At 41.1% G+C, this 24,676-nt stretch carries 20 protein-coding genes; 9 read left to right on the forward strand and 11 right to left on the reverse strand.

Annotated elements, in window-relative coordinates; all coding sequences use genetic code 11:
- Positions 1-12: 12 nt before the first annotated feature.
- The 6 genes from PGN18_RS13440 (at position 13) to PGN18_RS13465 (ending at position 7,126) form a co-directional block, all read left to right on the forward strand.
- Complete coding sequence (locus PGN18_RS13440; protein ID WP_335320026.1) at positions 13-1,101, forward strand: TlpA disulfide reductase family protein; 1,089 nt, start codon at positions 13-15, stop codon at positions 1,099-1,101.
- Positions 1,098-2,183, forward strand: a complete 1,086-nt coding sequence (locus PGN18_RS13445) for a S1 family peptidase (protein ID WP_335320027.1) — start codon at positions 1,098-1,100, stop codon at positions 2,181-2,183. Before PGN18_RS13440 ends, PGN18_RS13445 begins: the two co-directional genes overlap by 4 nt.
- A gap of 115 nt (positions 2,184-2,298) precedes the next feature.
- Positions 2,299-2,772 carry a PDZ domain-containing protein gene (locus tag PGN18_RS13450; protein WP_335320028.1) on the forward strand — a complete coding sequence of 158 codons (474 nt, stop codon included), beginning with the start codon at positions 2,299-2,301 and terminating at the stop codon, positions 2,770-2,772.
- Between the two features lie 284 nt (positions 2,773-3,056).
- Positions 3,057-4,442: a family 43 glycosylhydrolase gene (locus tag PGN18_RS13455; RefSeq protein ID WP_335320029.1), complete on the forward strand. Its 1,386-nt coding sequence runs from the start codon at positions 3,057-3,059 to the stop codon at positions 4,440-4,442.
- Between the two features lie 220 nt (positions 4,443-4,662).
- Positions 4,663-6,060: a glycoside hydrolase family 95 protein gene (locus tag PGN18_RS13460; RefSeq protein WP_335320031.1), complete on the forward strand. Its 1,398-nt coding sequence runs from the start codon at positions 4,663-4,665 to the stop codon at positions 6,058-6,060.
- Entirely contained in the window at positions 5,957-7,126 is a 1,170-nt protein-coding gene (locus PGN18_RS13465) for a glycosyl hydrolase family 95 catalytic domain-containing protein (RefSeq protein WP_335320033.1), read from the forward strand. Before PGN18_RS13460 ends, PGN18_RS13465 begins: the two co-directional genes overlap by 104 nt.
- A gap of 82 nt (positions 7,127-7,208) precedes the next feature.
- Here PGN18_RS13465 and PGN18_RS13470 read toward each other — a convergent pair whose 3' ends face one another.
- The 9 genes from PGN18_RS13470 to PGN18_RS13510 all read right to left on the reverse strand — a co-directional run bounded on the left by PGN18_RS13470 (position 7,209) and on the right by PGN18_RS13510 (position 18,956).
- Positions 7,209-8,276, reverse strand: a complete 1,068-nt coding sequence (locus PGN18_RS13470) for an alpha/beta hydrolase family protein (protein ID WP_335320034.1) — start codon at positions 8,274-8,276, stop codon at positions 7,209-7,211.
- Entirely contained in the window at positions 8,276-10,258 is a 1,983-nt protein-coding gene (locus PGN18_RS13475) for a TlpA family protein disulfide reductase (RefSeq protein ID WP_335320035.1), read from the reverse strand. The genes PGN18_RS13470 and PGN18_RS13475 overlap by 1 nt, the downstream gene beginning before the upstream one ends.
- A gap of 50 nt (positions 10,259-10,308) precedes the next feature.
- Positions 10,309-11,706: a RagB/SusD family nutrient uptake outer membrane protein gene (locus tag PGN18_RS13480; protein WP_335320036.1), complete on the reverse strand. Its 1,398-nt coding sequence runs from the start codon at positions 11,704-11,706 to the stop codon at positions 10,309-10,311.
- 11 nt (positions 11,707-11,717) lie between these two features.
- Positions 11,718-15,305 carry a SusC/RagA family TonB-linked outer membrane protein gene (locus tag PGN18_RS13485; RefSeq protein ID WP_335320037.1) on the reverse strand — a complete coding sequence of 1,196 codons (3,588 nt, stop codon included), beginning with the start codon at positions 15,303-15,305 and terminating at the stop codon, positions 11,718-11,720.
- A gap of 41 nt (positions 15,306-15,346) precedes the next feature.
- Entirely contained in the window at positions 15,347-16,366 is a 1,020-nt protein-coding gene (locus tag PGN18_RS13490; RefSeq protein ID WP_335320038.1) for a FecR family protein, read from the reverse strand.
- A gap of 182 nt (positions 16,367-16,548) precedes the next feature.
- Complete coding sequence (locus PGN18_RS13495) at positions 16,549-17,151, reverse strand: RNA polymerase sigma factor (RefSeq protein WP_335320039.1); 603 nt, start codon at positions 17,149-17,151, stop codon at positions 16,549-16,551.
- A 205-nt stretch (positions 17,152-17,356) separates the two neighbouring features.
- Positions 17,357-17,824 carry a phage tail protein gene (locus tag PGN18_RS13500; RefSeq protein WP_335320040.1) on the reverse strand — a complete coding sequence of 156 codons (468 nt, stop codon included), beginning with the start codon at positions 17,822-17,824 and terminating at the stop codon, positions 17,357-17,359.
- A 32-nt stretch (positions 17,825-17,856) separates the two neighbouring features.
- On the reverse strand, positions 17,857-18,135 hold the full coding sequence (locus PGN18_RS13505) for a phage tail sheath C-terminal domain-containing protein (protein ID WP_335320041.1): 279 nt from the start codon (positions 18,133-18,135) through the stop codon (positions 17,857-17,859).
- 419 nt (positions 18,136-18,554) lie between these two features.
- Positions 18,555-18,956, reverse strand: coding sequence for a hypothetical protein (locus tag PGN18_RS13510; protein WP_335320042.1), 402 nt, complete (start codon positions 18,954-18,956; stop codon positions 18,555-18,557).
- Between the two features lie 257 nt (positions 18,957-19,213).
- Between PGN18_RS13510 and PGN18_RS13515 the strand changes: the two genes are divergently transcribed.
- The gene (locus PGN18_RS13515) at positions 19,214-19,645 is read left to right on the forward strand and encodes a RidA family protein (RefSeq protein ID WP_335320043.1); all 432 of its coding nucleotides are present in this window, start codon (positions 19,214-19,216) and stop codon (positions 19,643-19,645) included.
- Positions 19,646-19,747: 102 nt separating this feature from the next.
- Here PGN18_RS13515 and PGN18_RS13520 read toward each other — a convergent pair whose 3' ends face one another.
- Together PGN18_RS13520 and PGN18_RS13525 are read right to left on the reverse strand one after the other, a co-directional pair.
- Positions 19,748-20,179, reverse strand: coding sequence for a hypothetical protein (locus tag PGN18_RS13520; RefSeq protein WP_335320044.1), 432 nt, complete (start codon positions 20,177-20,179; stop codon positions 19,748-19,750).
- Between the two features lie 209 nt (positions 20,180-20,388).
- Complete coding sequence (locus PGN18_RS13525) at positions 20,389-22,419, reverse strand: NPCBM/NEW2 domain-containing protein (protein WP_335320045.1); 2,031 nt, start codon at positions 22,417-22,419, stop codon at positions 20,389-20,391.
- Positions 22,420-22,758: 339 nt separating this feature from the next.
- Between PGN18_RS13525 and PGN18_RS13530 the strand changes: the two genes are divergently transcribed.
- Both PGN18_RS13530 and PGN18_RS13535 read left to right on the forward strand, forming a co-directional pair.
- On the forward strand, positions 22,759-23,838 hold the full coding sequence (locus PGN18_RS13530; protein ID WP_335320046.1) for an AI-2E family transporter: 1,080 nt from the start codon (positions 22,759-22,761) through the stop codon (positions 23,836-23,838).
- A gap of 231 nt (positions 23,839-24,069) precedes the next feature.
- Entirely contained in the window at positions 24,070-24,648 is a 579-nt protein-coding gene (locus PGN18_RS13535; RefSeq protein ID WP_335320047.1) for a TetR/AcrR family transcriptional regulator, read from the forward strand.
- The last annotated feature ends 28 nt before the right edge of the window (positions 24,649-24,676 follow it).

Here is a 24,676-nt window from a genome sequence, read left to right on the forward strand (position 1 = left end):
AAAAACAAAATAGTGAAGAACAAAATTTATCTTCTTTTAATGTTGCTGGTATTTTCAGTAAAAAGCCAGTTGCAAGCACAAATGCGGTTGAGCGGCCAGTTGGGTGGCTGTAATGCGGATAGTATATCTTTAAGTTACATGATTAAAGGAAAAACACATAACGATCGTATAATTGTTAAAAACGGTGCATTCACCGTAACAGCACCAATCGATACGCCTGTCATGGCAACATTAAAACTTCCCTTTCAGGGGCAAAGTTTCGACTATCCTTTTTTTGCTGAACGTGGAGAACTGAAGTTGCACGGAAGTGTAGACAACCTGGATTCCATATTCAATATCAGCATTACCGGTGCCCCTACCCAAAATGTATTCAATTCTTACATTAAAGCAAGGATGTTGTTAATTAAACAGGCCGATAGCCTGGATGCGCTAATGGCAAATGGTAGTGCAGATACAACGGTTTTGAAACCACAATTGTTTAAAATCGGGCAGATGATTTCAAGTGGCCTCGCAGAGCAGTACATCAGGAATAATCCAAAAAGCCACGTAAGTCTGCATTTGCTGAATTTACTGATCAGTTCCAGGATTGATTATGATAGGGCAAATGCGCTATTCCAGGGCATTGATCTGTCCTTAAGAAAATCCTCAGCAGGCGTTTCAGCAAAAAAAGGTCTTTCTGTTTTACAACTCTCGGCAACCGGAAAACCATTAAAGTCGTTTAGCATACCAGATTTAGACGGTAAGATGGTTACCCTTGCCGATTATAAGGGTAAAACTGTACTGATAGATTTCTGGGCAAGCTGGTGCGTACCTTGCAGACGAGAGAACCCTAATTTATTAGAGAACTATAATAAACATCATGCAAAAGGATTTGATATTCTGGGCATATCGTGTGATAATGATGTTGACAAATGGAAAAAAGCTGTAAATGAAGATCGTCTGCCCTGGAAACAGGTCAGAGATTGGGAAATCCTGAAATACTATGGTTTACAATCTATCCCTTCTAATTTTCTTGTGGATGGTAATGGCAATATACTGGCCATAAACCTTAGAGGCGAGGAACTCACACAAAAATTAGATCAAATCTTTTCTAAAAAATGAGCAATCTTTTTAGAATAGCTTGTCTGTTGTTATTTTTTTCTCATCTGGCGGTAGAAACACAAGCGCAGAAGATCAGTTCTGCAAAAAAAATAGAAAGTTTGTTGCGCAAAACAAATTTGGACGTGGTTGATGCCTGTATTAAACTGGTCATCAGGGATACCCTGGCAGATCGTGATTTTGGTGGCTTTAGTGCAGTGATTGTTTCTTCAGACGGCACCATATTAACCGCTGCGCATTCAGTTCAGCCTACCCATCGATACCGGGTAGAATTTCCAAACGGCCAAAAAGGTGTGGCTGTTGCTTTAGGAAAGATTGCACTAGATGCTGGAAATAAACAATTCGACCTGGCGATGCTCAAAATGGAAGGCAAAGGCGCCTGGCCATTTGTAACGATGGCTGATAACAGAAATCTGGTAGTTGGAGAAGGCTGCCTGGCCATCTCCTACCCCGGCAGTTTCTTTCAAACTAAACCCAACCTCCGTTTCGGCCGTTTGACCAGCTTGGATGCCGGTGATGGCTTTATGGAATCTACGTGTAAAATGGAACCCGGCGATTCTGGCGGCGGCCTTTTCGATCTTCGGGGGAAATTAATCGGTATCCGCGATAACGTTAAAATCAGTGAGGATAAAAATTTTGATATCCCGGTTAATTTGTTCCGCCAGTATTGGAGTGCGTTACAAAAACCAATTAATTACCGCCAATTACCAGTAGCCCAGCCGCTTCCGCCCGTGGTGCCTAGCAAGCGTTTTACGGTGGCGCCGCCTGCTCATTTTTCACAGTGGGGACTTAAATTTTTAAACCAGGTTACTACGCTGCATAGTACAAAGGGCAATGCGCAACAGAACATTCTCGCTACTGCAATAAACCTTGGCCAAAAAGACCTGCCATCCGTACTATGGCTTAGTAAAAGTTCTATGCTTGGCGAGCAGCCTTGGATGACGGATAATGGTGTAAAAATTCCGCTAAATATATTAAGCCGTGATCCTGAAAATGATCTGGTACTTTTAAGTCGTGCTGGTAGAATGAACGATTTTCAAGGTGTAAAAATCGGGGAAAACGAGATACAAACCACTAAATTCTGATAATCTTGGAAAATTTTTATACTCACCTATAGATCCTAAAGATTGTAAAACAGGAATTATTAGCACAGTAGAAATCCAGCTACCACTGCTTTTTAGCCGTGCTCAATTAGGGGCATTGGTATTTAAGGAAGACGGTAAAATGATGGTGAAAGATATTGCACGTGGTTATCCTGCTGATCAGGTATTAAAAATTGGTGATCAGATCATATCCATCAATGGCAAAGCAATACCAGACGAACAGGTTTATCAACAGGAAATGAATCGCCTGGTAATGGGCGATCATCTTAGTTTGGGCATTATCAGAGAGAATAAAACATTAACAATTGATCTTGATTTTAAGGAAAGACTAACGCGCGACATCACCTTAAACTATAAAGGAAAAAGAAGTTTACGTTCAGACGGATTTGAAAAAGTATTTGTTCAGGATGCAGCCATCCCATCAGATGAGTGCGGGGGCCCGGTTTTCGATAGTGGTGGAAACTTCATGGGCATTAACATTGCCAGGCACAGCCGAACGGCCACGATCATTTTACCCTTGGATGTAATAAAAAAATCAATTGCGAAAATGATGGACTCAGCTAAAAGCTGATCGATTTTAGCGCACATTATAAAAAATATATAAGTAGCCTGAATATATAATATAATCAACAGCTACGAAAGCTCCATTCAATGGAGCTTTCGTTATTTATCAGCATTTCTAATTACGTTTAAAAAAAAACGGCTTAATGCTATCGTCATTCAAAAGAAAAACGATTAATATCGGAATAGTGATAAAAAATGTCGGTTTCAGATAAATTTTTAACATCCCTGGAAGATTATATTTGAATATCAGCAAACCAGATATAACCAAATTAACCAGCCAAGCTTCTTAACATGAAACTAAAATTTTTGCATATTTCATTAATTCTGTTATGTTCCGGACAACTGGCATTAGCTCAAACCCCCGTTATTCAAACCAGCTTTACGGCCGACCCTGCTCCTATGGTGTACAAAGATACCGTGTTTTTGTATACCGGACATGATGACGACCGTGCAATTGGTTTCAAAATGAAAGACTGGTTACTGTATACCTCTACCGATATGGTTAACTGGACTGACCATGGTGCCGTAGCATCTGTAAAAGATTTTAAATGGGCAAATTCGACAGATGGTGCATGGGCCGCTCAATGCATCGCAAGAAATGGAAAGTTTTACCTCTATTGCTCAATGCCAAATGCTGCCGGTATTGGTGTAATGGTAGCAGATAGTCCTTATGGCCCGTTTAAAGATCCTATTGGGAAAGCACTGATCAAAAATTCGATGGAAGATATCGACCCTTCTGTTTTAATTGACGATGATGGACAGGCATACCTGTATTGGGGCAATCCGAATCTATGGTATGTTAAACTTAACGAAGACATGATATCTACCTCTGGTGACCTGGTCAAAGATCCTTCATTTGCAAAAGTTAAAGGTAGTGATGATATTTTTCATTATCAGGAAGGACCCTGGGCCTGGAAACGGAACGGAAAATATTATATGGCCTACGCTTCTACCTGCTGCCCGGAAGGAATAGGTTATGCCACGGGCGAAACAGCTACAGGCCCATGGAAATATGGAGGTATGATTATGGATGGAGATGCTCGCTCGAGCGGCAACCATCCCGGTATTATTGACTACAAAGGAAAATCTTATGTATTTGGCTTTGATCAGACCTTGAGGCTCAAAACAATGAGTCAGCACTATGAACGCCGCTCCGTTCGGGTAAAAGAACTTAAATACACTTCAGATGGCAAAATTGAAAAACTCCCTTTTTGGACACCGGAAGAGTTGAAAAGCGTTGGTTCGATCAATCCATATCAAAACGTAAAAGCGGTTACCATGGCTTATAGCGAAGGTGTCAAAACAGATGTAGCCGCAACATTGGGGCACCTTAAATCTGCAACAAATGGAGGAAAAATTCCTTCGGGAATGGTACTTACGTCGATCCATAACGGAGATTACATCAAAGTAAGAAATGTTAACTTTTCAAAAGGAGCTAGTGCTGTAGAGGTATTAATAGCAGCGCTTTATGGAGGTCAGATCGAGGTACACAGCGATGCGATAGAGGGACCGCTTTTAGGTGTAGTAAATATGACCAATAAAGGTGAAGGTGATGTTTGGAGAACTATAAAAACACCAGTAAAAACTTTAACAGGTTTGCATGATCTTTATTTCGTTTTTAAAGGGAAACATGATTTATTTTATTTTGATTCCTGGCAATTTTCCGGTAAACGATAACAAAAATCAATTAATAACACACCTTTGAGGATCTTCAGCAGACATTTTCAACTCGCTATTTCGCTATAAAAAATTTCAGCGATCAGGTCAGGACAATCCAGCTTGAAGGATGCTGAACCAAGTTCAGCATAACGATCACGTTATAAAAAGCGTCAAGATCAGACACATTAAACCCATAAACTTAAGGAAATTTATTTTGCGTATCCAATAATCTTTTCAAATGAAACTAAACCTTACCACTAAGCTTCTAGGCATTTCAATTCTATTTAATATCAGCTTAGGTTATGCCCAAAACAAAAATACTGTGTCCCAATTGCCCAATAATAAAACCTTGTGGTATACAGCGCCGGCCAAGGTATGGGAAGAAGCCCTGCCTATTGGAAATGGTCAGTTCGGAGCCATGATTTTTGGTCACCCAATAAATGAACGACTGCAGCTTAACGAAATTACGCTTTGGTCTGATCATCCTCAACCTGATGCAGACCGTGAGGGCGCCTATCAATATCTGGACACGATCAGGAAGACCATCCGCAACAAAGATTATAAAAAAGCGCAGCAGTTAACCCATGATCATTTTACTTCGCCTACGCCTTATGACGCTTCTTATCAGACACTGGGTGATTTAAACATGAAGTTTAAACTATCTGATAACAAACCAGTAAGCGGTTATCGCCGATGGCTGGACATAGACCAGGCCACTGCTGGTCTCTCTTTTACAGTTGACGGCACGCAATATCAGCGGGAGTTATTTTCCAGTGCGGCAGATAAAGCAATCATTCAACGTTTAACGGCATCAAAAAAAGGCAGTTTAAGTGTTAAATTGGGCTTAAGTAGGTTGGAACGTGCGCAAACCAGATTTGTAGCACCCAACAAACTCATCATGACCGGAAATGCAGGAGGGAAATTAACTTATGAGCTACAATTGACGGTCGTAAATAACGGTGGTACGGTAAAAGCATCAGGCAATGAATTAGAAGTAGAAAACGCTGACGAATTACTAATTGTGATGACCGCCGGAACATCATATGTACTTGATTATTCCAAATTGTTTCAGGGGAAAGACCCGCATGCCATGGTTTCGCAACAAATGGCCAATGCCCTGGCCAAATCCTATCCAGAGCTGAAACAAAATCACATCAAAGAATACCAAAAATATTTCCATAGGGTGAATTTTGAATTGGGATCCAATAAAGTGCCAAACCTACCAACAGACCAGCGCCTTAAAAATTATGGTAATGGATTGGCCGATCCTGCTTTCGCCACACTTTTTTATCAATATGGCAGGTATTTGCTGATTTCATCCAGTCGACCAGATAATCTGCTGCCTTCTAATTCACAAGGTTTATGGGGCGATGGGCTTGATCTACCCTGGAAGTGTGATTATAAATCGAACATCAACTATCAGATGAATTATTGGCCGGTTGAACAGAGCAATCTGTCGGAAATGCACCTACCCATGATCAGGCTTACCCAAACCCTGGTCATTCCTGGAACCAAAACCGCTAAAACCTATTATGGCCCGGAAACACCTGGCTGGTTTTATGGTTATACCACCAATGGTTGGGGCTGGACCAGCCCAGGGGCAGATTTATCATGGGGTGTTTTTAACGGAGGGTAGCGGCTGGGTCTGCCAGCATTTATGGGAACATTATGCCTTCACCAGAGATAAAGCTTACCTGAAAAGTATTTATCCGACCTTAAAAGGTGCTGCAGAATTTTATATGGCTACCATGATTAAAGATGAAAGGGGTTATTTAATTAGCTCGCCTTCTACCTCACCCGAAAATTATTTTATAACGGATGATAAGAAAAGTGGCAGCGTTACGGAAGGCGCAACAATGGAAAAATCAATTATCTGGGATCTGCTGAACAATGTTTCTCAAGCGGCTACAGCACTTAATGAGGATAAGGCCTTTCAAAATCAGGTACTCAAAGCCCGTAACCAGATCAGTCCTTTAAAAATTGGCAAAGCCGGGCAGTTAATGGAATGGAACGAAGACTGGGATCTTAATTCTAACGATCCGCACCATCGGCATGTTTCACATTTATTTGCCTTACACCCAGGGAGGCAGATTACCGCATTAGGCACACCCGAACTGGCAAACGCAGCCAAAAAAACCCTTGAATTAAGAGGGGACGACGGTACCGGATGGTCTATCGCATGGAAAGAAAATTTTTGGGCCAGGTTAAGAGAAGGCGACCATGCGCACAAACTATTATCTTATCAATTGCGTCTCACCAGCCAAACCGAAACCGTAATGGCAGATGCGGGAGGTACCTATGCCAATCTTTTTGACGCTCATCCCCCATTTCAGATTGACGGAAATTTTGGTGCCGTATCGGGCATGACCGAGATGCTTTTGCAAAGTATGGAATCATACACCGGTGCAAATGGCCAGGATGCTTATATCCTTGACTTATTACCTGCACTACCAACTGCCTGGCCTGATGGACATATTAGCGGATTAAAAGCCAGAGGTGGTTTCGAAGTATCACTTAAATGGAAAGATGGAAAACTGCTAAGCGGAACCATTAAATCATTGAATGGAGAGCCCTTTAAAATCAGGACCTCAAATCAAATTAAAATTAAAGGTTTAAATGCAGTAGCGAAGAAAGTAGATGGCAATTTGATCTACAGCTTAAGCTCCAAAAAAGGCATGATTTATTCATTTTCGTCAATATGATGTGTAAGAATTTCAATTGTTTAACATTTTAAAAAACAGGGTCGGCGAGATCCTTTTCGCCGACCTATCGTCATTAAATCATCTAGAATCTTTTCTTCAGCCAATTGACCATGAGCTTCATGGCGACGTCTGAAAAGCCGGCCTTAATCGTAGGAATTTCGGCCTGGTTGCAGATAATGCAAGGTAAAAACAAGTGATTTAAATTGGGAATCAATACGGTTTCTACGTGTTTGTTCCCACCTTGCCGCGTATATTCTTGCCAATGCTGCAGGTTTTCCTTTCCAGCCACCATGAGGTCACGATCGCCATTTAAAGCCAGTATGGGCACTTTAATCTGCGCCAGGGTTTTTACTGCATTGTATTTTATAAAAAAACGGTACCAGGAACTTGTGGCCATCTTCAGATAACTGTATAATGGAAAGCGGAAGTGATCAAAAGGTTGATTTAGCGTTTTGAAATAAGCATCATCTTTTACCTTCCACAGGTTATAGGTTTCATTTAATATGGTCTCCATATTGATGGAGTCTGCATACCGATAGGCCGTTTTAAACATTAATTCATTGATCTCGTTGGAACGGGCTTTGTCATAATCGGGCAGTTGCGAGTTTTCAACCAGATCACGGTTCTGCCGAATCAAGGCATCCAAACCATTTGAAGCTAAGCCCGCAATGCTAATCAGAAAAGCAATCTGCTTGGTTTTTGCCGCTGCAATGCTGATGGCCATGCCACCTTCACTATGCCCAAGCAAACCAATCTTTTTGGCATTGATTTCCATACGGCTCCGCAAATAGCCTACGGCAGCCAAGGCATCGTTAGCAAAATCGAGTGTAGTAGCCTGCTCATATACACCTGTGGTTTTACCTGTACCCCGATCATCCAGCCGAAGTACGGCATAACCGTTTTTGGATAATCCGTCTGCAATATCCAAAAAAATCTTGTGGCCGCCCATAGTACCGTCGCGATCTTGTTTTCCAGTACCAGAAACAATTACTATAGCCGTAAATGGCCCCTTTGCCGCCGGAATAGTTAAGGTCCCACCGTAAGTAATACTGTCTTTACGAAAAGTGACTTCTTCTGAACGATAGCTTTGCGAAAAAGTAAAATTTACGCAGAATAACAGCATGAATAGCAATCCGATTTTTCTTTCCATTAGTTTGCACTTTTAGTCAGTTCAATCAAACTGGAAATTTCATCGGCCAGTGCCGTGGCGCTTCCGCCATAACCAATGGAAATAAACCTTAAAAAGCCATTTCGATCAATGATCAGCTTTTGGGGAATTCCCGAAATATTGAAGGTTTTCGCTATGTGGCTGAATACTTCATCATTGGTTTTAGCACCTTCGGTTTGGTTATCAAACAAAACCTGGAAGGGATATTGATTATCTTTGATGTATTTGGCTACTTCCTCTTTAAAGCCCGCTTTATATTCTTCGGTATCAATAAAGAGGAAAACCACACTCGGATCGTTTTTATACTTTTCTACGGCCAGTTTCATACCTGGAAAAGATGCTTTACACGGAACACACCAGGTGGCCCAAAAATCCATTACGACAGTTTTTCCCTTAAGCCCAGCCAGGGTAACCGTGTTTCCTTTCAGATCTTTCATACTCCATGAAGGCATTTCCTTTTTAATCATGCGGGCTTTTAATTCTTCCTGATTTTTTTTCAGTTCAGCCGGATTCTTTAGCGACTCCAGGTAAGCCTCAAAACCGGCAGCAGATCTTTTTCTCTTGATGTACAAAGCTTTGAGCATAGCCGTCATCCCAGTTGAACTTTGATTTTCGAACATGCTTTTAATCAAGAGTTTTTCCAAATCGGCGTTTTTACCCAGTTTTTGAAGTGCAATAGCCTGTTCATTATTGATTGCTGCCTGCTTATAATGTTGGATTTGTTGTGCTTCCTGTGTAATGCGGAGCGCCTCAGCATAAAGACGAGCTTTATTGAGTAAACCAGCGTACACTCTTGACACATTGAGCACAAAAAGCCGTTGATATTCTTTCTGCCATTCTATTGGCGAGAGGTAAGCCATACTTTCGGGACGATGGGTTTTAAAGTATTCAAATCTTTTCACCAGCAGATCGGAATATTCTTTTAAATGACTGAGATTACCTTTGTCGTAAGGAATCTGGATCAGCTTGTAATATACATTTGGCAGGGCTTCGAACGACAAGGAATCTACGTAATGTGCTACTTCGTCGCCATTCGGATGTTGCATGGCACCAAACACCATGATGTTTTGATACACCATGCCATAACTGATGCGATTCTGGCCATCAATTACAGGATTACTTTGGAACTCTGGAAAATCTTTCAGAAACTTTTCCGAGGCAGCCAAAATGGTGGGGATATCACGGCTTTGTGCAATATTTTTATAGGCAGCTAAGCGGGCGAGACTACCATTTGGAAAACGTTGCGTCCATACTTTTTCGATAGAATCAGCTGTGTTTTTATCATTTAAAAGATATTGTGCTATCCGGCGGCCATTAAACAAATCAAATTCACTGGCGTCTGGTCTTTTTAGATAAGCCATTACCCTTTGCAAACGCGGTGTCGCACCGTCTTTATAGATGGCCTTTAAAGCTGTAGCATAGGGATAAGCCAGTATAGATTTTGAAGGCTGATTAAAACTGATCTCCTGGTTAAGCCAGTGGTAGGTAGCCGAATCGCTAACTCCTTCAAATTTGATATAATTTGGGATGTCCATACCATATTTTGGTGAACGGGCCATGCCCCATCCGGCGTAGCCACCTGGCGCAACCAGTCCTTTTCGAACGGGATCAGACAACATCACAAAATAACCCTGGTTTTCATTATTATCTACCTGATCTTCCGATGTAAATTTGAACCCCAAAAAGCCACAGGTTACCGGAACATTCATTTCAGCTCTCCACAGGTTACCGGTATTTTTTAGCGGTAAATCTGCAGCTTTCCATTTATAATTAATGTACTGATAAACCACAGCATTTAACTGTTTTTTACCTGCAAGCACTGTTTGCGAAGCATCATAGGTAATGGTTAAGGGCTTACCACTTTCAGGTCTTTCCGGAGATACCTTAAATGCTGCAGGCGATTGCGCATAAACAGCAAAGGAGAACGCCAATAAAATGTGCAGGAGCAGAATTTTTTTTAACATGATTTTAAGTTAATGGCACAGTAAAACTGTGCCATGCTATTAATTATAAATTAAGGGTTTGGTTCCAATTCAGGATTTAGTGAACGGAGGTATTCGGCAATTGGGAATACATAACGGTTACTATTAGGTTCCAGTGTATAAGTTATATTATTAAACACCCGGGTATAGGTACGCTGAAAAGCGGCTTCATTATTTAATCGGCGCATATCCCACCAGCGAACGGATGTGCCAAAAAATTCGAGGCGGCGTTCATCAATCACCTTATTAAGCGCATCGGCAGCAGTTGTAGCAATCAAAGGAGTATAATCTGTTGATTTAAATCTTTTTACACGAAGATTATTTACCCAAACCATTGCATTAGTGGCATCGTTGGCACGGGCATAAACCTCGGCACGGATCAGCATCATTTCTGGCACTGATGGCCCTTCATTACGGCTTTCGCCCGTAGCACGTTCTTTTGCATAAACCCTCCCGGTCAGACTGGTTGATACGCCGGATGCAGGGGCGGTAAATAAGTTATAGCGCTGATCTTTCGTACCCAACAGACTAAACCATTCGTCACTGGGCTTAAATACCGTAGGGAAAAAGTTCAAAGAGCCGTTTAAAGGTGTTTTAGATAATAAAATTTCCGGGTCTGTGATCCGTTTGGGATAATTGGCACTGCTTACAGCGCTGATAGTGGATAGGTCGTTCAAAATACTGCGTAATTTCAGGGCCTCATCCGCATATTTCCCGGCATTGGTATAATCTTTCATCAGCAGATAACAACGGGCCAGTTCTCCATAGGCTGAAGCCTTTGAAGGTAAGGTATTATACGCCTGCGTTGTCGGTAATGCCGGAAGCGCTTTGGTCAGGTCGCTGATAATCTGGTTGTAGACTTCCTGTACAGAAGCGCGGTTTAATTTCTGACTTAAGGTTTGTGTCAGGATGAGTGGCACACCCAAATCAGTTCCGGCTGTTGCGGCATTGTAGGGTTTAGCATAAGTATTCACGAGGTTCAGATAGGCATCTGCCCGGTGTACCAGGGCTTCAGCAGTTAAAGCATCTTTTTCAGATTGTGAACCATCACTTGCCGGCAACTCATTGATAATCGTATTACTGTTCAGGATGGTATTGTACAAACGGTTCCAGTTCAGGTCTTGTTCAGCAGTTGATCCTATCGGATAAATAACCGCTTGCCAGGTATAACTTCCCACCAGATAAGTGTAGCTCAGCGATCCGGAAAGGGAAGTCTGCTGCGCGGCATCATTCAGGTTAATGTCTGATGACGCAAAATCAGACAGGTTGGCTACCGTCTCGAAATTGCCTGTATTGTTTAACAGATAACGGTAGTTGATGGTTTGATTGGGTACCAGCTGCCCTTGGGTTTTGACATCTACAAATTTCTTACATCCGGACAGCGAAACTGTGGCCAGGAGAAAAGTAAAGATTTTATATTTCGCATTCATTTTTGATCAGATTAAAAGTTAACATTAAGCGAGAAGTTATAAGACACCGCCGAAGGAAGTCCGAGCGTGGTGGAACTTAAACCACCAACAAAATCAGGATCCAGCCCCTCTTTATTAGCCCTCCAGATCAGGCCAAGGTTTCTGACCGAAAAGCCCACATTGGCAGAACGTACAAACTTAAGTTGCGCTACCGGAACCTGGTAAGTTAAACCCAGTTCCCTTAAACGAATGTAATCGCCTTTGAGCACATTAATATCAGATTGCTGATAACGCAGTAAACTTACCGGTGCAAAAGCCCCAGCTGCACCTGGTACATTGGTGAAGGCTTCATCACCAGCCTTTGTCCATCGTTTGGTGATATCTTCATGCAGATCATATTTCACACCCTGGCGTGAAGATGGATAAGCCGAAATGGTCGGGCGCATAAATACATTCCCAAACTGATAAGTGGCAACGGCCAACAGCGTAAAAGCTTTATAACGAAAAGAGGTATTAAAACTACCGAAATAAGGTGCTGAGCTACGGCCGGCATAAGCCAAAGCATCAATAGACGTTATATTTTGGTTAGCGCCTACTTTATTTCCGTTCTGATCGAATACCTGTGTTAATCCATTGGCATCCAAACCGGCATTGCGGAAAACAAATATTTTATCAGTAGCATAACCATTTAAAGGCACACCACCAAAGGCCGGGTTAGATAGAAAAGTTGAATTGATGATGAAACGGGCATCTGTAATTTCATTGGTGTTGTAAGCAAAATTTAATCCGGCATTCCATTCATAATCTTTTTCGCGGATCATGGTTCCGTTCAGATTAAACTCCACTCCTCTACCGGATAAGGAAGCTACGTTCCTGAAGATCGTCAGAAAGCCATACGTTGGATTGATCGGGAATTCATAAAACAAATCCTTACCTCTTTTACGATACACATCTAAGGAAGCCGAAAGGCGGTTATCCAATAAAGAGAAATCAAGGCCTAAATTAGCTATGTAGGTTTTTTCCCATCTCAATTCCGGGTTGGCCGGTGCAATTACACTGGCATTCGGTAAGCCCGTAGTTCCATCACTGTTTCCAAGACTGATCCAGGTAAAAGGAAAGGTATTGGTTGAGATGTTTCCATTCACCCCATACGTAGCGCGAACACTTAAACCGTTTAACCAGTTTTGCTCTTTTAGGAAAGATTCTTTTTTTACATCCCATTTTAAACCAGAAGACCAGAGTGGGGTTGCACGAAATTTACGTTCTACGCCAAAGTTATTGTAATCGTCGTACCGCACACTTCCTGAAAGGGTATATTTACCTTTATAAGTATAAGCCGCATTACTGTAATAAGAAAGATATCGCCTTAATTTATCCTGTTGAGTTGGACTTCCAGCCAAGCCTTGGTTAAATCCCTGGATGGTGGCATAAGGCGTAAAGAAATTTACGGCTCTGGATATCCCGTTACCCATGTTGTAACCGTATAACACGCTGGCACCTTGTCCCGCCTTCGTCTGGCGGATCTCCGAACCAGCAATCATCGTCAGCTGATGATCGGCGCCAAAGCTCCGGTCATAGTTTAGCTGTCCTCTCAAGGTATAGTTATTATTATATCCGTTCAGGTTATTTAAAACACCACCACCTGGCGAAAGCCCGATGCTGTTCACAGCTCTTCCTGAAGTAGGGATCGGCGTGTAAGTGTTTACCAGGTTACGGTAGAAAAATGTGGCCTCACTGTAATAGTTCCGCGTATTGCCAAAACTTCTTTCATTCGCAAAAAAAGCGTTGGCTGATAAGCCCTTTAGAATCGGAACATTCAGGTTCAGGTTGAAATTGTAGTTATTTTCGTTCTGCTCATTGTTTACATTATCCATTTCATCCAGCACACTGTACTTCCAGTTTTGGAAACCCTGATTCTGCAGGTTCTCTACCCAACCGGAATAGTAAGCAGTCGAATAATACACCCGGTTGCCGCTTTCATCCACCAGCTGGTTATATGGCATAAAAGTACTTGCTGAAGGCGAAAACAAACTGTTCAGACTCACTGCACCGGTTTTGTACTTGAAAAAGGAGGCCCTGAAATTGGCCGAAAGGGTGGCAATCTTGAACAATTTGAAGTTGTTGTTCATGGTCAAAGTTAGGCGCTGGCCTTCTGTGCCTTTGGTGTAAGGATTTTCTTTACTGTAAGAGGCAGAATAGAAATAATCACTGCTTTTTCCCCCGCCGCTTACAGAGAGGTTGTATTGCTGGTTATTTGACGAACGTAACAGGTAGTCTTCGATCTGCGATCGGCCATCTCTTGCGCTCAGGCGACTGATGGCGGCATCGTAAGCAGCCTGGGTAATGGTGCCGGCTTTTAATTTAAAGGTCAGATCAGTAGCCTCCGCCACAGGGCTACTAAAAGCAGTGGTTGCACTGGGCGCAAAAATTAAGTTTTTAGCCACAAGGTCCTGCTCATAGGCAATGGTTTGTGCAGAATTCATCATGTTCAGATAGGCCAGATCGGGATGATTGGCCACAGCAGCGTTCATGGAGAAACTCACGGTAGGCGCCTGTTCAGTACGCCCCTTTTTGGTGGTGATAACCACAACGCCGTTGGCAGCACGCGTTCCCCAGATGGAAGCTGCCGCAGCATCTTTCAGAAAGGAAATGTTAGCAATGTCATTTGGATTGATGGTGGCTAAGTCCAGTTCCATAATGGCTCCATCAACTACAATGAGGGGGAAAGTTTCTCCTTTCAAAGTATTCGTCCCGCGGATAGCCATGTTATAATCCGACCTGCCCAGCGTTCGTGTTCCACCATTAAGGGCCTGTTGGGTATTTCCATAGGTGAACATATTATCAGAGTTGAGGGTTACCTTTAAACCAGGAACCAATGATTCCAACCGCTGCACTACGTTCGGCGTAGGGATTTTTTTCAGGTCTTCTTCCGTGACGCCAGATGCGGCTCCTGTGGAGCGCTCTTTAGGTAATACCTGGTAGCCATTGGAAACAATATTAACATCCTGCAGCTGGTTACCGCCTGCAGGCGTTAGCAATACATTCAGGTTTTTGGTACTGGCTGTTACCGGTAAATTGTTGGTTTGGTAACCCAGGTAAGAAAAACTAATGGATGTAGTTGTATTTGGTAGAAAAATCGAATACTTTCCGTTTCCATCGGTAGTAACTACACGATTGGATCCGTTAGATTTAATGGTAACGCCAGGGAGCGGATTATTGCTTTCATCTGCTACCTGCCCGGAGATGTAAAACTCATTACTGTTGTTGTTACTGCTCCCTCCAGGCAGGTTAGTCTGGGCATTTACTTCAAGGGCTTTCCCATCTCTGCTTACAATGGTATAATTTCCTTCGCTCACATACAGGAATAATAAATGGTTAGGATACAATACGTTTTTGAGTGCTTCATCCACCGATTTTGCTTTCAAACTTGCCATAGAAGCTGTTTTTCCTTGCACAATACTATGTTCATAAGCAAATTTGGTTTTGTATTTTTTCGAAATGGCATCAAGCGCCTGTTGCAGACTGATTTGCTGATCTTGAGCAGCTGCCTGGAATGCAGCACCAAAAGTTAGCAATACCACCACTAGAAAATAAAGGGGTCTGGTAAAGTTTTTGTTCATGTTGATTAGTTTGGTTGTTTGTTGATAATATGGGTTAGCATTTACCTGTTTTTCAGATAAATAACTTTGCCTTGTTTTTGGATATTTACATTTAAAATTTGGCTTAGGGTAAAGAGCAAGCCTTCTTCGCTTTTGATCGAAATACTGCCATCAATCTTTTTCTGGCCAAGTGCCGGATCATCTAAAATCACCTGATAGCCATAAACGTCTTCAAAATTTCGAAGGATTTCATTTACCGTTGTTTGGTTAACGATTAAGCGTCCATCTTTCCAGGCTGATTGTTGTAGCGAACCTTGTTTCTCTACCGTTAACAAACCATTTCGGCTATTTACCTGCACCACATTACCTGGTTTCATTTGGTAATGCTGCCCGCTTTTAACCGACTTTACCTGTACACTCCCTTCTACCAAGGCAACATGAGCCATGCCACGCCTTTCTCTGATATTGAAGGTGGTACCTAAAACCTGTACTTCTATGGTGCTGGTTTGTGCCCTAAACAATTCACCTGGTTTAACCTGATCAGCATCCTGATTGAGGTGTTTTACTTTGAAATAAGCTTCACCGTCCAGTTTAACTGCCCTTTTTTCTTTCCAGGCATAAGCCCTGGGATAACTTAAGGTAGAATTGGCATTTAAAATCACCTCCGAGCCATCTGGCAGCGCAATTTTTTTCCGTTCACCAAAGGCCGTATGAATACTCACAGTAGAATTGAAAAACCAACTGATAAATAGCGCCACAAACAAACTGGCAGCTATACCACCTGCCCAAAAATATTTCTGCCTGCTGACTTTTAATTTTTTGTTACCTTTTGCTATAGATTGATGGATAGTGGCCAACAAATTTGCTTCTAAGCCAGGAGAAGTTTTAAAAGGCTTTGTACTGAGCAGCAATTGGAGCTGCAATTCAGCAGCCGAAAACGCAGCCATGTTCTCTGGTTGTGCTGCCTGCCAGTTTTCCCAGAAAAGCCTGTCTTCCGGAAACTGATATTTAACATAACGCAGAAAATCGGGATCTTCTAAAAAATCGCTTATCGTAAAGGTAGTATAATCGTGTTCGGTCATAAAACAGTGTGGCCAATGGCGGCCATACGATTATACAAACAAGAAAGAATAGGAAATTACCCCATGAAAATTAAATTATTTGAAAAAATATTTTAAGTTGATGAAAATGGCTTATTGAGTGAAAGTTATAATTGATCTGCCCGCAACCTTAAATGCTGGTTTGATTTACCGATTTAGGCATCCTATTTATTGAACTTGCTTAATTCCATCAAGAGTAATACCAGTAATGTTTTATCCACTTTCATAATCTCGCGTAAGGCGTCTAATGCCCTTGCGCTAAGCTTATAAGTACCTTTGGTGGTCAGATCCATAATTTCTGCAATCTGGCTGTAATCCAGTTCTTCAAAATATTTGAGGTAGATGATTTCTTTTTGCCTGGGTGTTAACTGGTTCATAGCTGCCGCCAGTTGTGCAGCCTTTTCGTGCATCTCCTCTTTGCGGATATAAGCCGATTCTAGTGTAAAGTTTAAATCAAACAGGTGATCGTCATTTGCTTCAACTTTCTCGTATTTTGATTCCTTTGTGCGATGGTTCACAATGGTATTACGAAGGGCAGCAAGCAGATAATAGCGAATCTGTGTTGTTTGGTTAAGTTTTTTTCGGTTTTCCCAAAGTTTAACGAAGAGATTGTGCAGGCAATCTTTTACCTCGTCTTCCTGATGAAGCAGGCGCATTCCGTACTGGTATAATGATTGAAAATGCGCCTTGTAGATTTGATCCAAAGCATCTTCCTCGCCATTGAGTAAGCGGGACCAAAGGGCAGTATCCGAAAGTTCAGGCTTCAAGTGCGACTGTTGATAACCAAAGATACAACTCCTTTGCAAAAAAGGAATTTAACAGGTAATTTCTTTTGAATTTGCTTTCTTGCCGGTAAATGGCTCTATGGCATTAATTTGCAACATCAACATGTTACACTACCGATTACCAACCTACGAAATGGTTTAAGAAACTATAGTGTTCGCATTTGCTGTGGGGGGAACCACCTATTCTTTATTGTCCATTAGTAATGGTTAGTTGTTCGTGTGCTATTTCAATGGTATCAACGGCGATCTCTCTACCATCCGATTTCAGATCTGTGCTGGTAATTTTGGTTGGCCATGCGTTGTTTAGCGACCACTGCATGGTTACCTGTCCGCTTTCATCCAACAGCTTAATCAAGATGGTTCTTCTTTTAATCGTATTCATCTTAATTTCTGCATGCCAGTTCCAAAAGGCATTATCGTTTACAAAAATTCCCCTTCTCATGGTAACATTACCGTATTTAACAATACCGGGCATTTTTTCGGTTGAAAAAAGCGGGCTATCACCTTTACGGTATTCTATAACCTGAGTTTCTACATCAAGTCCGGAAACTTCCTGGAAAGTCGCACCTTTTAATTCTGTTCCAAGGTCTACTTCGAACCTAAATTTGGGTATTGGCCAGGTTGAGCCTTGTTTGCTGCCATTATCTGCTATCATATCTTTTTAAAAATCATGTTGTTGAAAAATCATTAACTGGATACCGGCATCTGTTGCTGGAAGGTTAATATAATAAACTCTGCTGGGTGGACTAAAGCCACTTTTACCACCACCGTCATGATACCATTTAATAGGTCATCACTCACCATGGTTATACCTAAACCACAGTCTACCGAAAAAGCATCTGCAGGTGTAGCGCCCATTATCCCGCCCTGTTGCCAAACAGAAATTAAGAAACTGCTGAGCATTGATTTAACTGCTTCCCAGGTATTTTTATCATTGGGTTCAAAAACATAAGAACGACAGGCCAATTTGCACGATTGCTACAGGAAAATCATTGTTCTGCGCACGGAAATATACCTCCAATCCTGACTATTGCCATCTAAGGTACGTGCTCCCCAAACTAAAATGCATACACCGTTAAAAGCGCGGATGGCATTGATCGATTTGCCTGAAACATCTATGTTTAAGTTGGCCTGCTGACTGTCTGATAGTATATCTTTCTGCCAGATTACTGTATCTAAGTTACCTTTTAATAATTATTTATTTCTATGATAAAAATATTTCAGCATTTTTTTAGCTATTAATGAAAGAAATTATCATCAGTATTAATGATTTTGTTCTGGCATAATTTCGTTTAAATTATTAAACCGTCTATTTCAGCAAGCAAATTCGCGATCGGGCGGGTAACGATCAGGTAAAGAAACACAATATTAACTTTTGCCCTGCTTTATTTTTTTCTCATACCATTCATTACAACAACAAACATCCAAGCCGAAAACCCTAAAAACAAGGTGGTTATTGAGGCAAACCATAAAGGCTGATCTTTCCAGGTGATCACGTTATCTCCACTACCAATCCTACTAAACCGTACATGATATTCACCTATCTGTAAACTTTTGATTGTAAAAACCATGGAATAGGCTGCTATGCTGATCAGGAAAAGCAATAACCCGATATTGACCATGGTAATGCTAATAAAAGATATTTTATCGATCAGTTTTTGCCTTGATTTGTTGACCGGCAAACCAGATAAAAGCATCAAGATCAATCCTAGAACCATCATCAACACTGCAAAGCTAAGTGTAATGATAAAGATATCATCAAGCGAGAAACCAGATTTATTTGTCATGATAAATAAGATAAACATAAATGCATGGAAACGGGCAAACGCTTTTATATTCACAAAGTGTATACCTAAACCCATAATTAACTTTAATGACGTGCATGAACCGTAGATGATTATAACAATTTATTTACTTAAAATCAGGACTTAATAAACTTTCAATAACTGATTTTAAGGTGTATTTTTAAACTTTAAAAAGTTTAAAATAGCCTACTTGCAATTAAAATTATCCATAATATCAAAATATAATCTAATTAATGATCATGAAATATCTTCTTCCCATTTTGTTTTTTTTTGTTGTTAATCAACTTTTTGCACAAGACACAAAAATTAAAAAAGAAAAATGGCACTGGAATCATTCAAAACAAGATACGGTAGCGGGTTATGCACAGGTTCTGAAAGTAGATAATATCCTTTATGTTTCAGGCGCCGTAACAACTAATCTTAGCCCTGAAGGAATTACTTTCGTTTATAAAAACCTAGCGGCATCCTTAGCAAATTATGGAGCTACATTCGAAAATGTAGTGAAAGAGAATTTGTTTACAACAGATATTGAAACCATGAAAAAGTACAATTACGCGAGGAAAAAATTTTATAATGGAGATTTTCCTGCAGCTACCTGGGTACAGGTTGAACGGCTATATATGCCAGATGCAAAATTGGAGGTAGAATTAATTGCCCATTTACCAAAATAGCGCGGGCAAATAGCTTTCCAGCAGCTTAGCAATATGGAAAATGCGCTTGCTACAGCTATTTGCAATTAAGTTTAGTGACGGTTTTATTAAAATATAGTATTTCTATTCCACATTGCCTTTGTAGGTTATCTTGCCTTTAACGTACAGAATCGATTTTTTCGCATCATAACGGTAAACATCATTTCCGTAGTTCAAATCTTCAAGTTTATTTAAGAGTATGGACTGCTGATCATCATTTGGCAGGAACAACTCTACCTTTGCCTGGTCATCACTTATCAGTACAAAGGCACTCACCACGTCCTTGCCCTTTTCATTAGCTACCGGATTCAATCGAAAACCTATATTGAAAATTTGTATACATTGCTTTTTTAACTTGCTCCAGGTATATCCAGCTGAACCAATGCATCCATGCTCATCCTTATCCGCACCAACTTTTACAGGCTCATGCTTAGCTTTCTTTTCTGAATGATCAGTTCGCTCTCCACAAGCAGAGAGCAACATCATTCCAATGGCAACAATTGCTAATCTGTTCATATCATTTATTTAGGTTATACCGTAAACAATAAATATGCCATCTAAAATCTTCTTTCAACAATAAATTTGATTCCAAGTATTATTGGAATTGTATCAGCAATAATAACGATTCCTAAATCGACGTTTGTACTTTCAACTTTAAAACCGATGCCAAACTCCAATAAAAACTATTTTTATTTTGCCTGACATCCGGCTATTTTGCTATAAATTCACTTTAAGTTTGAGAATTTGTACAATAATACACCATGTGCGGGCACTTTGATATTCAATTTTGAAGTTTTAGCCTCTACCGTTGCGACTTGTTTCTGTCTCCACAAATCTCTCACGGTAAAACGGCCTTTTAATCCCAACTTTTCAAAATCTGCATAGTTCATATTTACAATTTCCGTCCCGAAATTACAGAAACCAATAGCCTTTCCTCCATCTTCCAGTTCTTTAACGTAAATCCTTAAATCGCCAGTGGTTTGCAAACAGACGCCCTGTTTGCCAAGTGGATCCTGATTAATTTCAATTACTTCATCATTGGTAAGCAGGTTCAAAGTGAAATCATCTAGTTTTTCCATATCACATCCTATCAATAAGGGTGCTGCGAACATGCTCCATAAACTAATATGCAAATATTGTTCATCTGGTTTTAGCTTACTTGGATGAGGATTCCCCCACCCAACCTGTCCCACAACCAGCATGTCGGGATCGTTCCAGTTTCCTGGTTTAGCGTAAGGGGCTGCTTGATCTTGTGCCAGTGCAATACTTTTCACGCTAGCCCAGGTGTCGGTAATGTCGTTGGTGGTTCTCCAGGCACTTCCATGCACCTGATCTCCCCATTTCCAAACATCAGACATTCCATACTGGCATAAACTAAAAACAATATCGCGCGGCTGGGCATACAAATAGTCGCCCATCATTTGAAATGGTTTAATAGCGGTATTCAATTTTTCGCCACCTTTGTAAGATAGCGATGAAACTTTGTAAGGATCATTATCCGGCAAACCATCAATTACGTTGCCATAGCTGCACCAATCGTATTTTAGGTAGTCAAAACCCCATTTGGCATAACTTTCTGCATCGTTTTTTTCATAACCATAACTCCCTGCACAACCGCCACAAGTCCATGGACCCGGACTAGAATACAAACCAATTTTCAAACCCAGATTATGCACATAATCAGCAAGGCCTTTCATGTCAGGAAATCTTTTATTGGTTACAATATTTCCCGCATCATCCCGAAATTTACCTTGCAATTCAGGATTTTTTGAATCGCGATTGTTTTGCCAAAAGTCGTCAATGTTGATGTAAGTCCAGCCATGATTAATCAACCCGCTCTTTACCATGGCATCAGCAGCACGCTTTATTTTGTCTGCAGAAACCTCATGAGCGAAACAGTTCCAGCTATTCCAACCCATTGGAGGTGTGAGCGCAATGCGTTCACCACACACCACTCTGAGTTTTCTTTCGGCCGTACCCTTGGCATTTTTGGCCTTTAAGGTAACCAGATAAGTTCCTTTTTGAGTAATCTTTCCGGTAATCAGGCCGGTTTTATTGTCCATTTTGAGTCCTTTGGGCAAATTTAAGGCGGCAAAAGTTAGCGGTCTTTCACCTGTTGCTGTAACCCGATGCTGAAACGGAGATCCCGGTCTCACACCAAATACCTTTGCACCTGTAAATTTTGGAAAAGCATTTGGTTTTGGTGTTAATATATAAGGGATAGACGAAATTGGATTATACGTTTTAAAGGTATTGACGCCTATCGCTTCAAATTTGGCATCTGCCCAGTTTACATGATCATAATAGTCACCGTTACCTCCATCTGTAATAATCAGTTCTAATTTTTTGATCCCTTCCAGAGTAACCTTGCAGGATTTAGCTTCATCACCCAAATGCATAATACCACTGCTCCAGAGTCGCTTACCATCGCCCATAACCATAAATTCGGCTGCTGGTTGCTGTCCTTTCACTTCATCATCAATACCCACCATGGCAGAAAAAGATTTTGCTTTTCCATCTAAAATTACCGTTAGCATGCTTGTTGCATGACTTCCGAAACCTCTCTCAAAAGTTTTGCCCGCGATAGTCATCGTTCTACCATCAACCGTTTTGTTTTTTCTAGGGGTCCCATACCCTTGGGTAGCACTGCTTAAATCTAGTTCATCTAACCACACGGTTTGTGTAGACTGGGCGATTGACAAAAAGCTCAACATTACCAGGCTTATGCTTAGCATCAAATATTTTATTGATTTCATATGTTTTCAGAATACGTTTGTTTTATTTATGCGTAATAGATATTTGGTTTAAGAATTAGCTGAAGGCACTTAGTTAATCTACATACCTCGGCAACAAATTTAGCTGAGCAAGGCATAACAACAGGGTAAACTTGTATTGTTAACTTACAAAAATGTTAAATTGTGTAGCTCCCGCCAGCACAGCAAATAATATTTTATTTTTGATATAGCGTACTCGTCTGGTGTTTTAGATCAACAAATTTAGCATTTGCTTTGGAAAAAAGGCATTTTGAGCAGGCAGGCATATTACTTTATAGCTACAGTCAAACATTTTTGTATTAAACAGGGTTAGTTTGATACATGAACATAAAATCAAATAACGGAATCTTTAGGACGGTTACTTCAATTATCCTTTACACAGCCGGACTTATCATTCTGCTCTGGTTTTTATTAAAAATTCTAAGCATTGTGCTGCTGGGTATTTTTGCTATCGTTTTAGGACTAATCATTAATGCTCCGGTAAGTCGTCTTGAGAAAAAAGGTATGAAGCGCTGGCTGGCCTGTTTAATTGTATTTTTCATCATTTTTGGGATTACCGGGCTGCTTGGCTGGATGGTGGTTCCACATATGAGCGATCAGCTGGATGTTTTAATCGGAAACCTGCCAAAGTATTATGCCAGCGTATCGGGTTACCTGGATTCATTGTTACGAAAATTCCCCGAATTGAGAAAAGAGATGAGTGAGGGGGGTTCGTCCATTTCATCAGCCATTCCTTCCATAGGTAACACGGTAATGGGAATTGGAAACTTTTCGTTTTCAATCCTGGGGGGGATTTTTGTATTCATCGTGTTTGTTTGCATGGTTGTATTTTTTGTAGGAAATCCAAAACCCATCATTGAGCTTTATCTTACCGTATTCCCTGTTAAACAAAGAGAAAAAGCAGAAAATGCGATGAAACACACTTCGGTTATGCTGGTGGGCTGGATGAAATCCAATCTTATTGGAGGCGCCATTGAGGCCGTACTGGTATATGGCTTTCTGACCTTGATGAATGTTCCAGGTGCATTGGTTTGGGCAGCTCTGGCTTTCTTTTCCGAACTTGTTCCAAAAATTGGATTTTATATCATGGCGATTCCCCCTACCCTGGTTGCACTCTCTGTGAGCCCTGCAACAGCACTTTGGTGCCTGGTATTCTTTTTATTGCTGAACGAGCTGATTTCCGATTTTTTGATGCCTAAACTCCGGTCCTCTACCATGAACATCCACCCCATGTCGTCACTGTTTCTGTTACTGGCCATGGGAACGGCATTTGGATTGACAGGGGCGCTATTATCTACACCACTGGCAGCCATCATCAAAGCCTATTATGAAGAATTTTATCTGCGGCAGTTTCCGGAAGATCCTCAATTGGAGCAACGGACCAATGAGATCATTTACTGATCGCTTGTCATCCTGTAAGCGCGTTTGATTAAAAAATTTCCCAGTCCGTTTGCTAGAGTATATAGCTTTAATATGTTCGATAAAAACCACGATAGCAGATGGACAACCTCCTTAAAACACCTGGAATAATATCAGTCCGGTCTTTGCTCCTGCAAGGTGATGCACTGTAGATCCAAAATATTTGAACAAATCTGAAACAATTGTTTCAGATTTGTATACCTTTGTCCTGTCATGGCCAGAAATGTTGAATTTAATGAAGCACTTGCTATTCAAAAAGCGATGGAAGTTTTTTGGAAAAAAGGTTATAATGGTGCTTCGCTGCGTGATTTAACTGATGCTATGCAAATCAACAGCAGCAGCCTCTACAATACCATCGGCGATAAACAGGAACTCTTTGTACGTTGCGTACAGCATTATACCGACCTGCGAAAGCTTGATTGGGAGAAACGACTAAATGGTGAAAAATCACCCTTTGCCACCTTGGTAGACTATATCCACGAAGCCGTAAATATTATTATAAATGGCGAAGACAGCTGTATGGCGGTAAAAAGCGCATTTGAGGTGGCTACGAACGACCAACGTATAAAACAGATATTGGCGGCAGATGATCAGCGCTCATACCAATTTCTGCATGACCTCATCAGTAAGGCAATGGAACAAGGCGAGATACGGGCAGATGAAGACCCCTCTTTATTGGCCGATTATTTTAATAGCACCTGGACCGGCTGGTATGAGAGTTACATCCTTCATAAAGACCCCTTGAAAATCAAGCGCATGGCAGCATTTTTTATTAAACAATTATCAAAATAAATTTTTTTCACCTTTTTTGAAACAATCA

It is taken from the genome of Pedobacter terrae (assembly GCF_036946585.1).
Taxonomy (GTDB): domain Bacteria; phylum Bacteroidota; class Bacteroidia; order Sphingobacteriales; family Sphingobacteriaceae; genus Pedobacter; species Pedobacter terrae_C.

Bases quoted from the DNA above. Each gene is read 5' to 3' on its own strand.
- PGN18_RS13445 (WP_335320027.1), top strand. From the start codon at position 1,098: ATGAGCAATCTTTTTAGAATAGCTTGTCTGTTGTTATTTTTTTCTCAT.
- PGN18_RS13455 (WP_335320029.1), top strand. From the start codon at position 3,057: ATGAAACTAAAATTTTTGCATATTTCATTAATTCTGTTATGTTCCGGA.
- PGN18_RS13460 (WP_335320031.1), top strand. From the start codon at position 4,663: ATGAAACTAAACCTTACCACTAAGCTTCTAGGCATTTCAATTCTATTT.
- PGN18_RS13465 (WP_335320033.1), top strand. From the start codon at position 5,957: ATGGCCCGGAAACACCTGGCTGGTTTTATGGTTATACCACCAATGGTT.
- PGN18_RS13470 (WP_335320034.1), bottom strand. From the start codon at position 8,276: ATGGAAAGAAAAATCGGATTGCTATTCATGCTGTTATTCTGCGTAAAT.
- PGN18_RS13475 (WP_335320035.1), bottom strand. From the start codon at position 10,258: ATGTTAAAAAAAATTCTGCTCCTGCACATTTTATTGGCGTTCTCCTTT.
- PGN18_RS13480 (WP_335320036.1), bottom strand. From the start codon at position 11,706: ATGAATGCGAAATATAAAATCTTTACTTTTCTCCTGGCCACAGTTTCG.
- PGN18_RS13485 (WP_335320037.1), bottom strand. From the start codon at position 15,305: ATGAACAAAAACTTTACCAGACCCCTTTATTTTCTAGTGGTGGTATTG.
- PGN18_RS13490 (WP_335320038.1), bottom strand. From the start codon at position 16,366: ATGACCGAACACGATTATACTACCTTTACGATAAGCGATTTTTTAGAA.
- PGN18_RS13500 (WP_335320040.1), bottom strand. From the start codon at position 17,824: ATGATAGCAGATAATGGCAGCAAACAAGGCTCAACCTGGCCAATACCC.
- PGN18_RS13510 (WP_335320042.1), bottom strand. From the start codon at position 18,956: ATGACAAATAAATCTGGTTTCTCGCTTGATGATATCTTTATCATTACA.
- PGN18_RS13515 (WP_335320043.1), top strand. From the start codon at position 19,214: ATGAAATATCTTCTTCCCATTTTGTTTTTTTTTGTTGTTAATCAACTT.
- PGN18_RS13520 (WP_335320044.1), bottom strand. From the start codon at position 20,179: ATGAACAGATTAGCAATTGTTGCCATTGGAATGATGTTGCTCTCTGCT.
- PGN18_RS13525 (WP_335320045.1), bottom strand. From the start codon at position 22,419: ATGAAATCAATAAAATATTTGATGCTAAGCATAAGCCTGGTAATGTTG.
- PGN18_RS13530 (WP_335320046.1), top strand. From the start codon at position 22,759: ATGAACATAAAATCAAATAACGGAATCTTTAGGACGGTTACTTCAATT.
- PGN18_RS13535 (WP_335320047.1), top strand. From the start codon at position 24,070: ATGGCCAGAAATGTTGAATTTAATGAAGCACTTGCTATTCAAAAAGCG.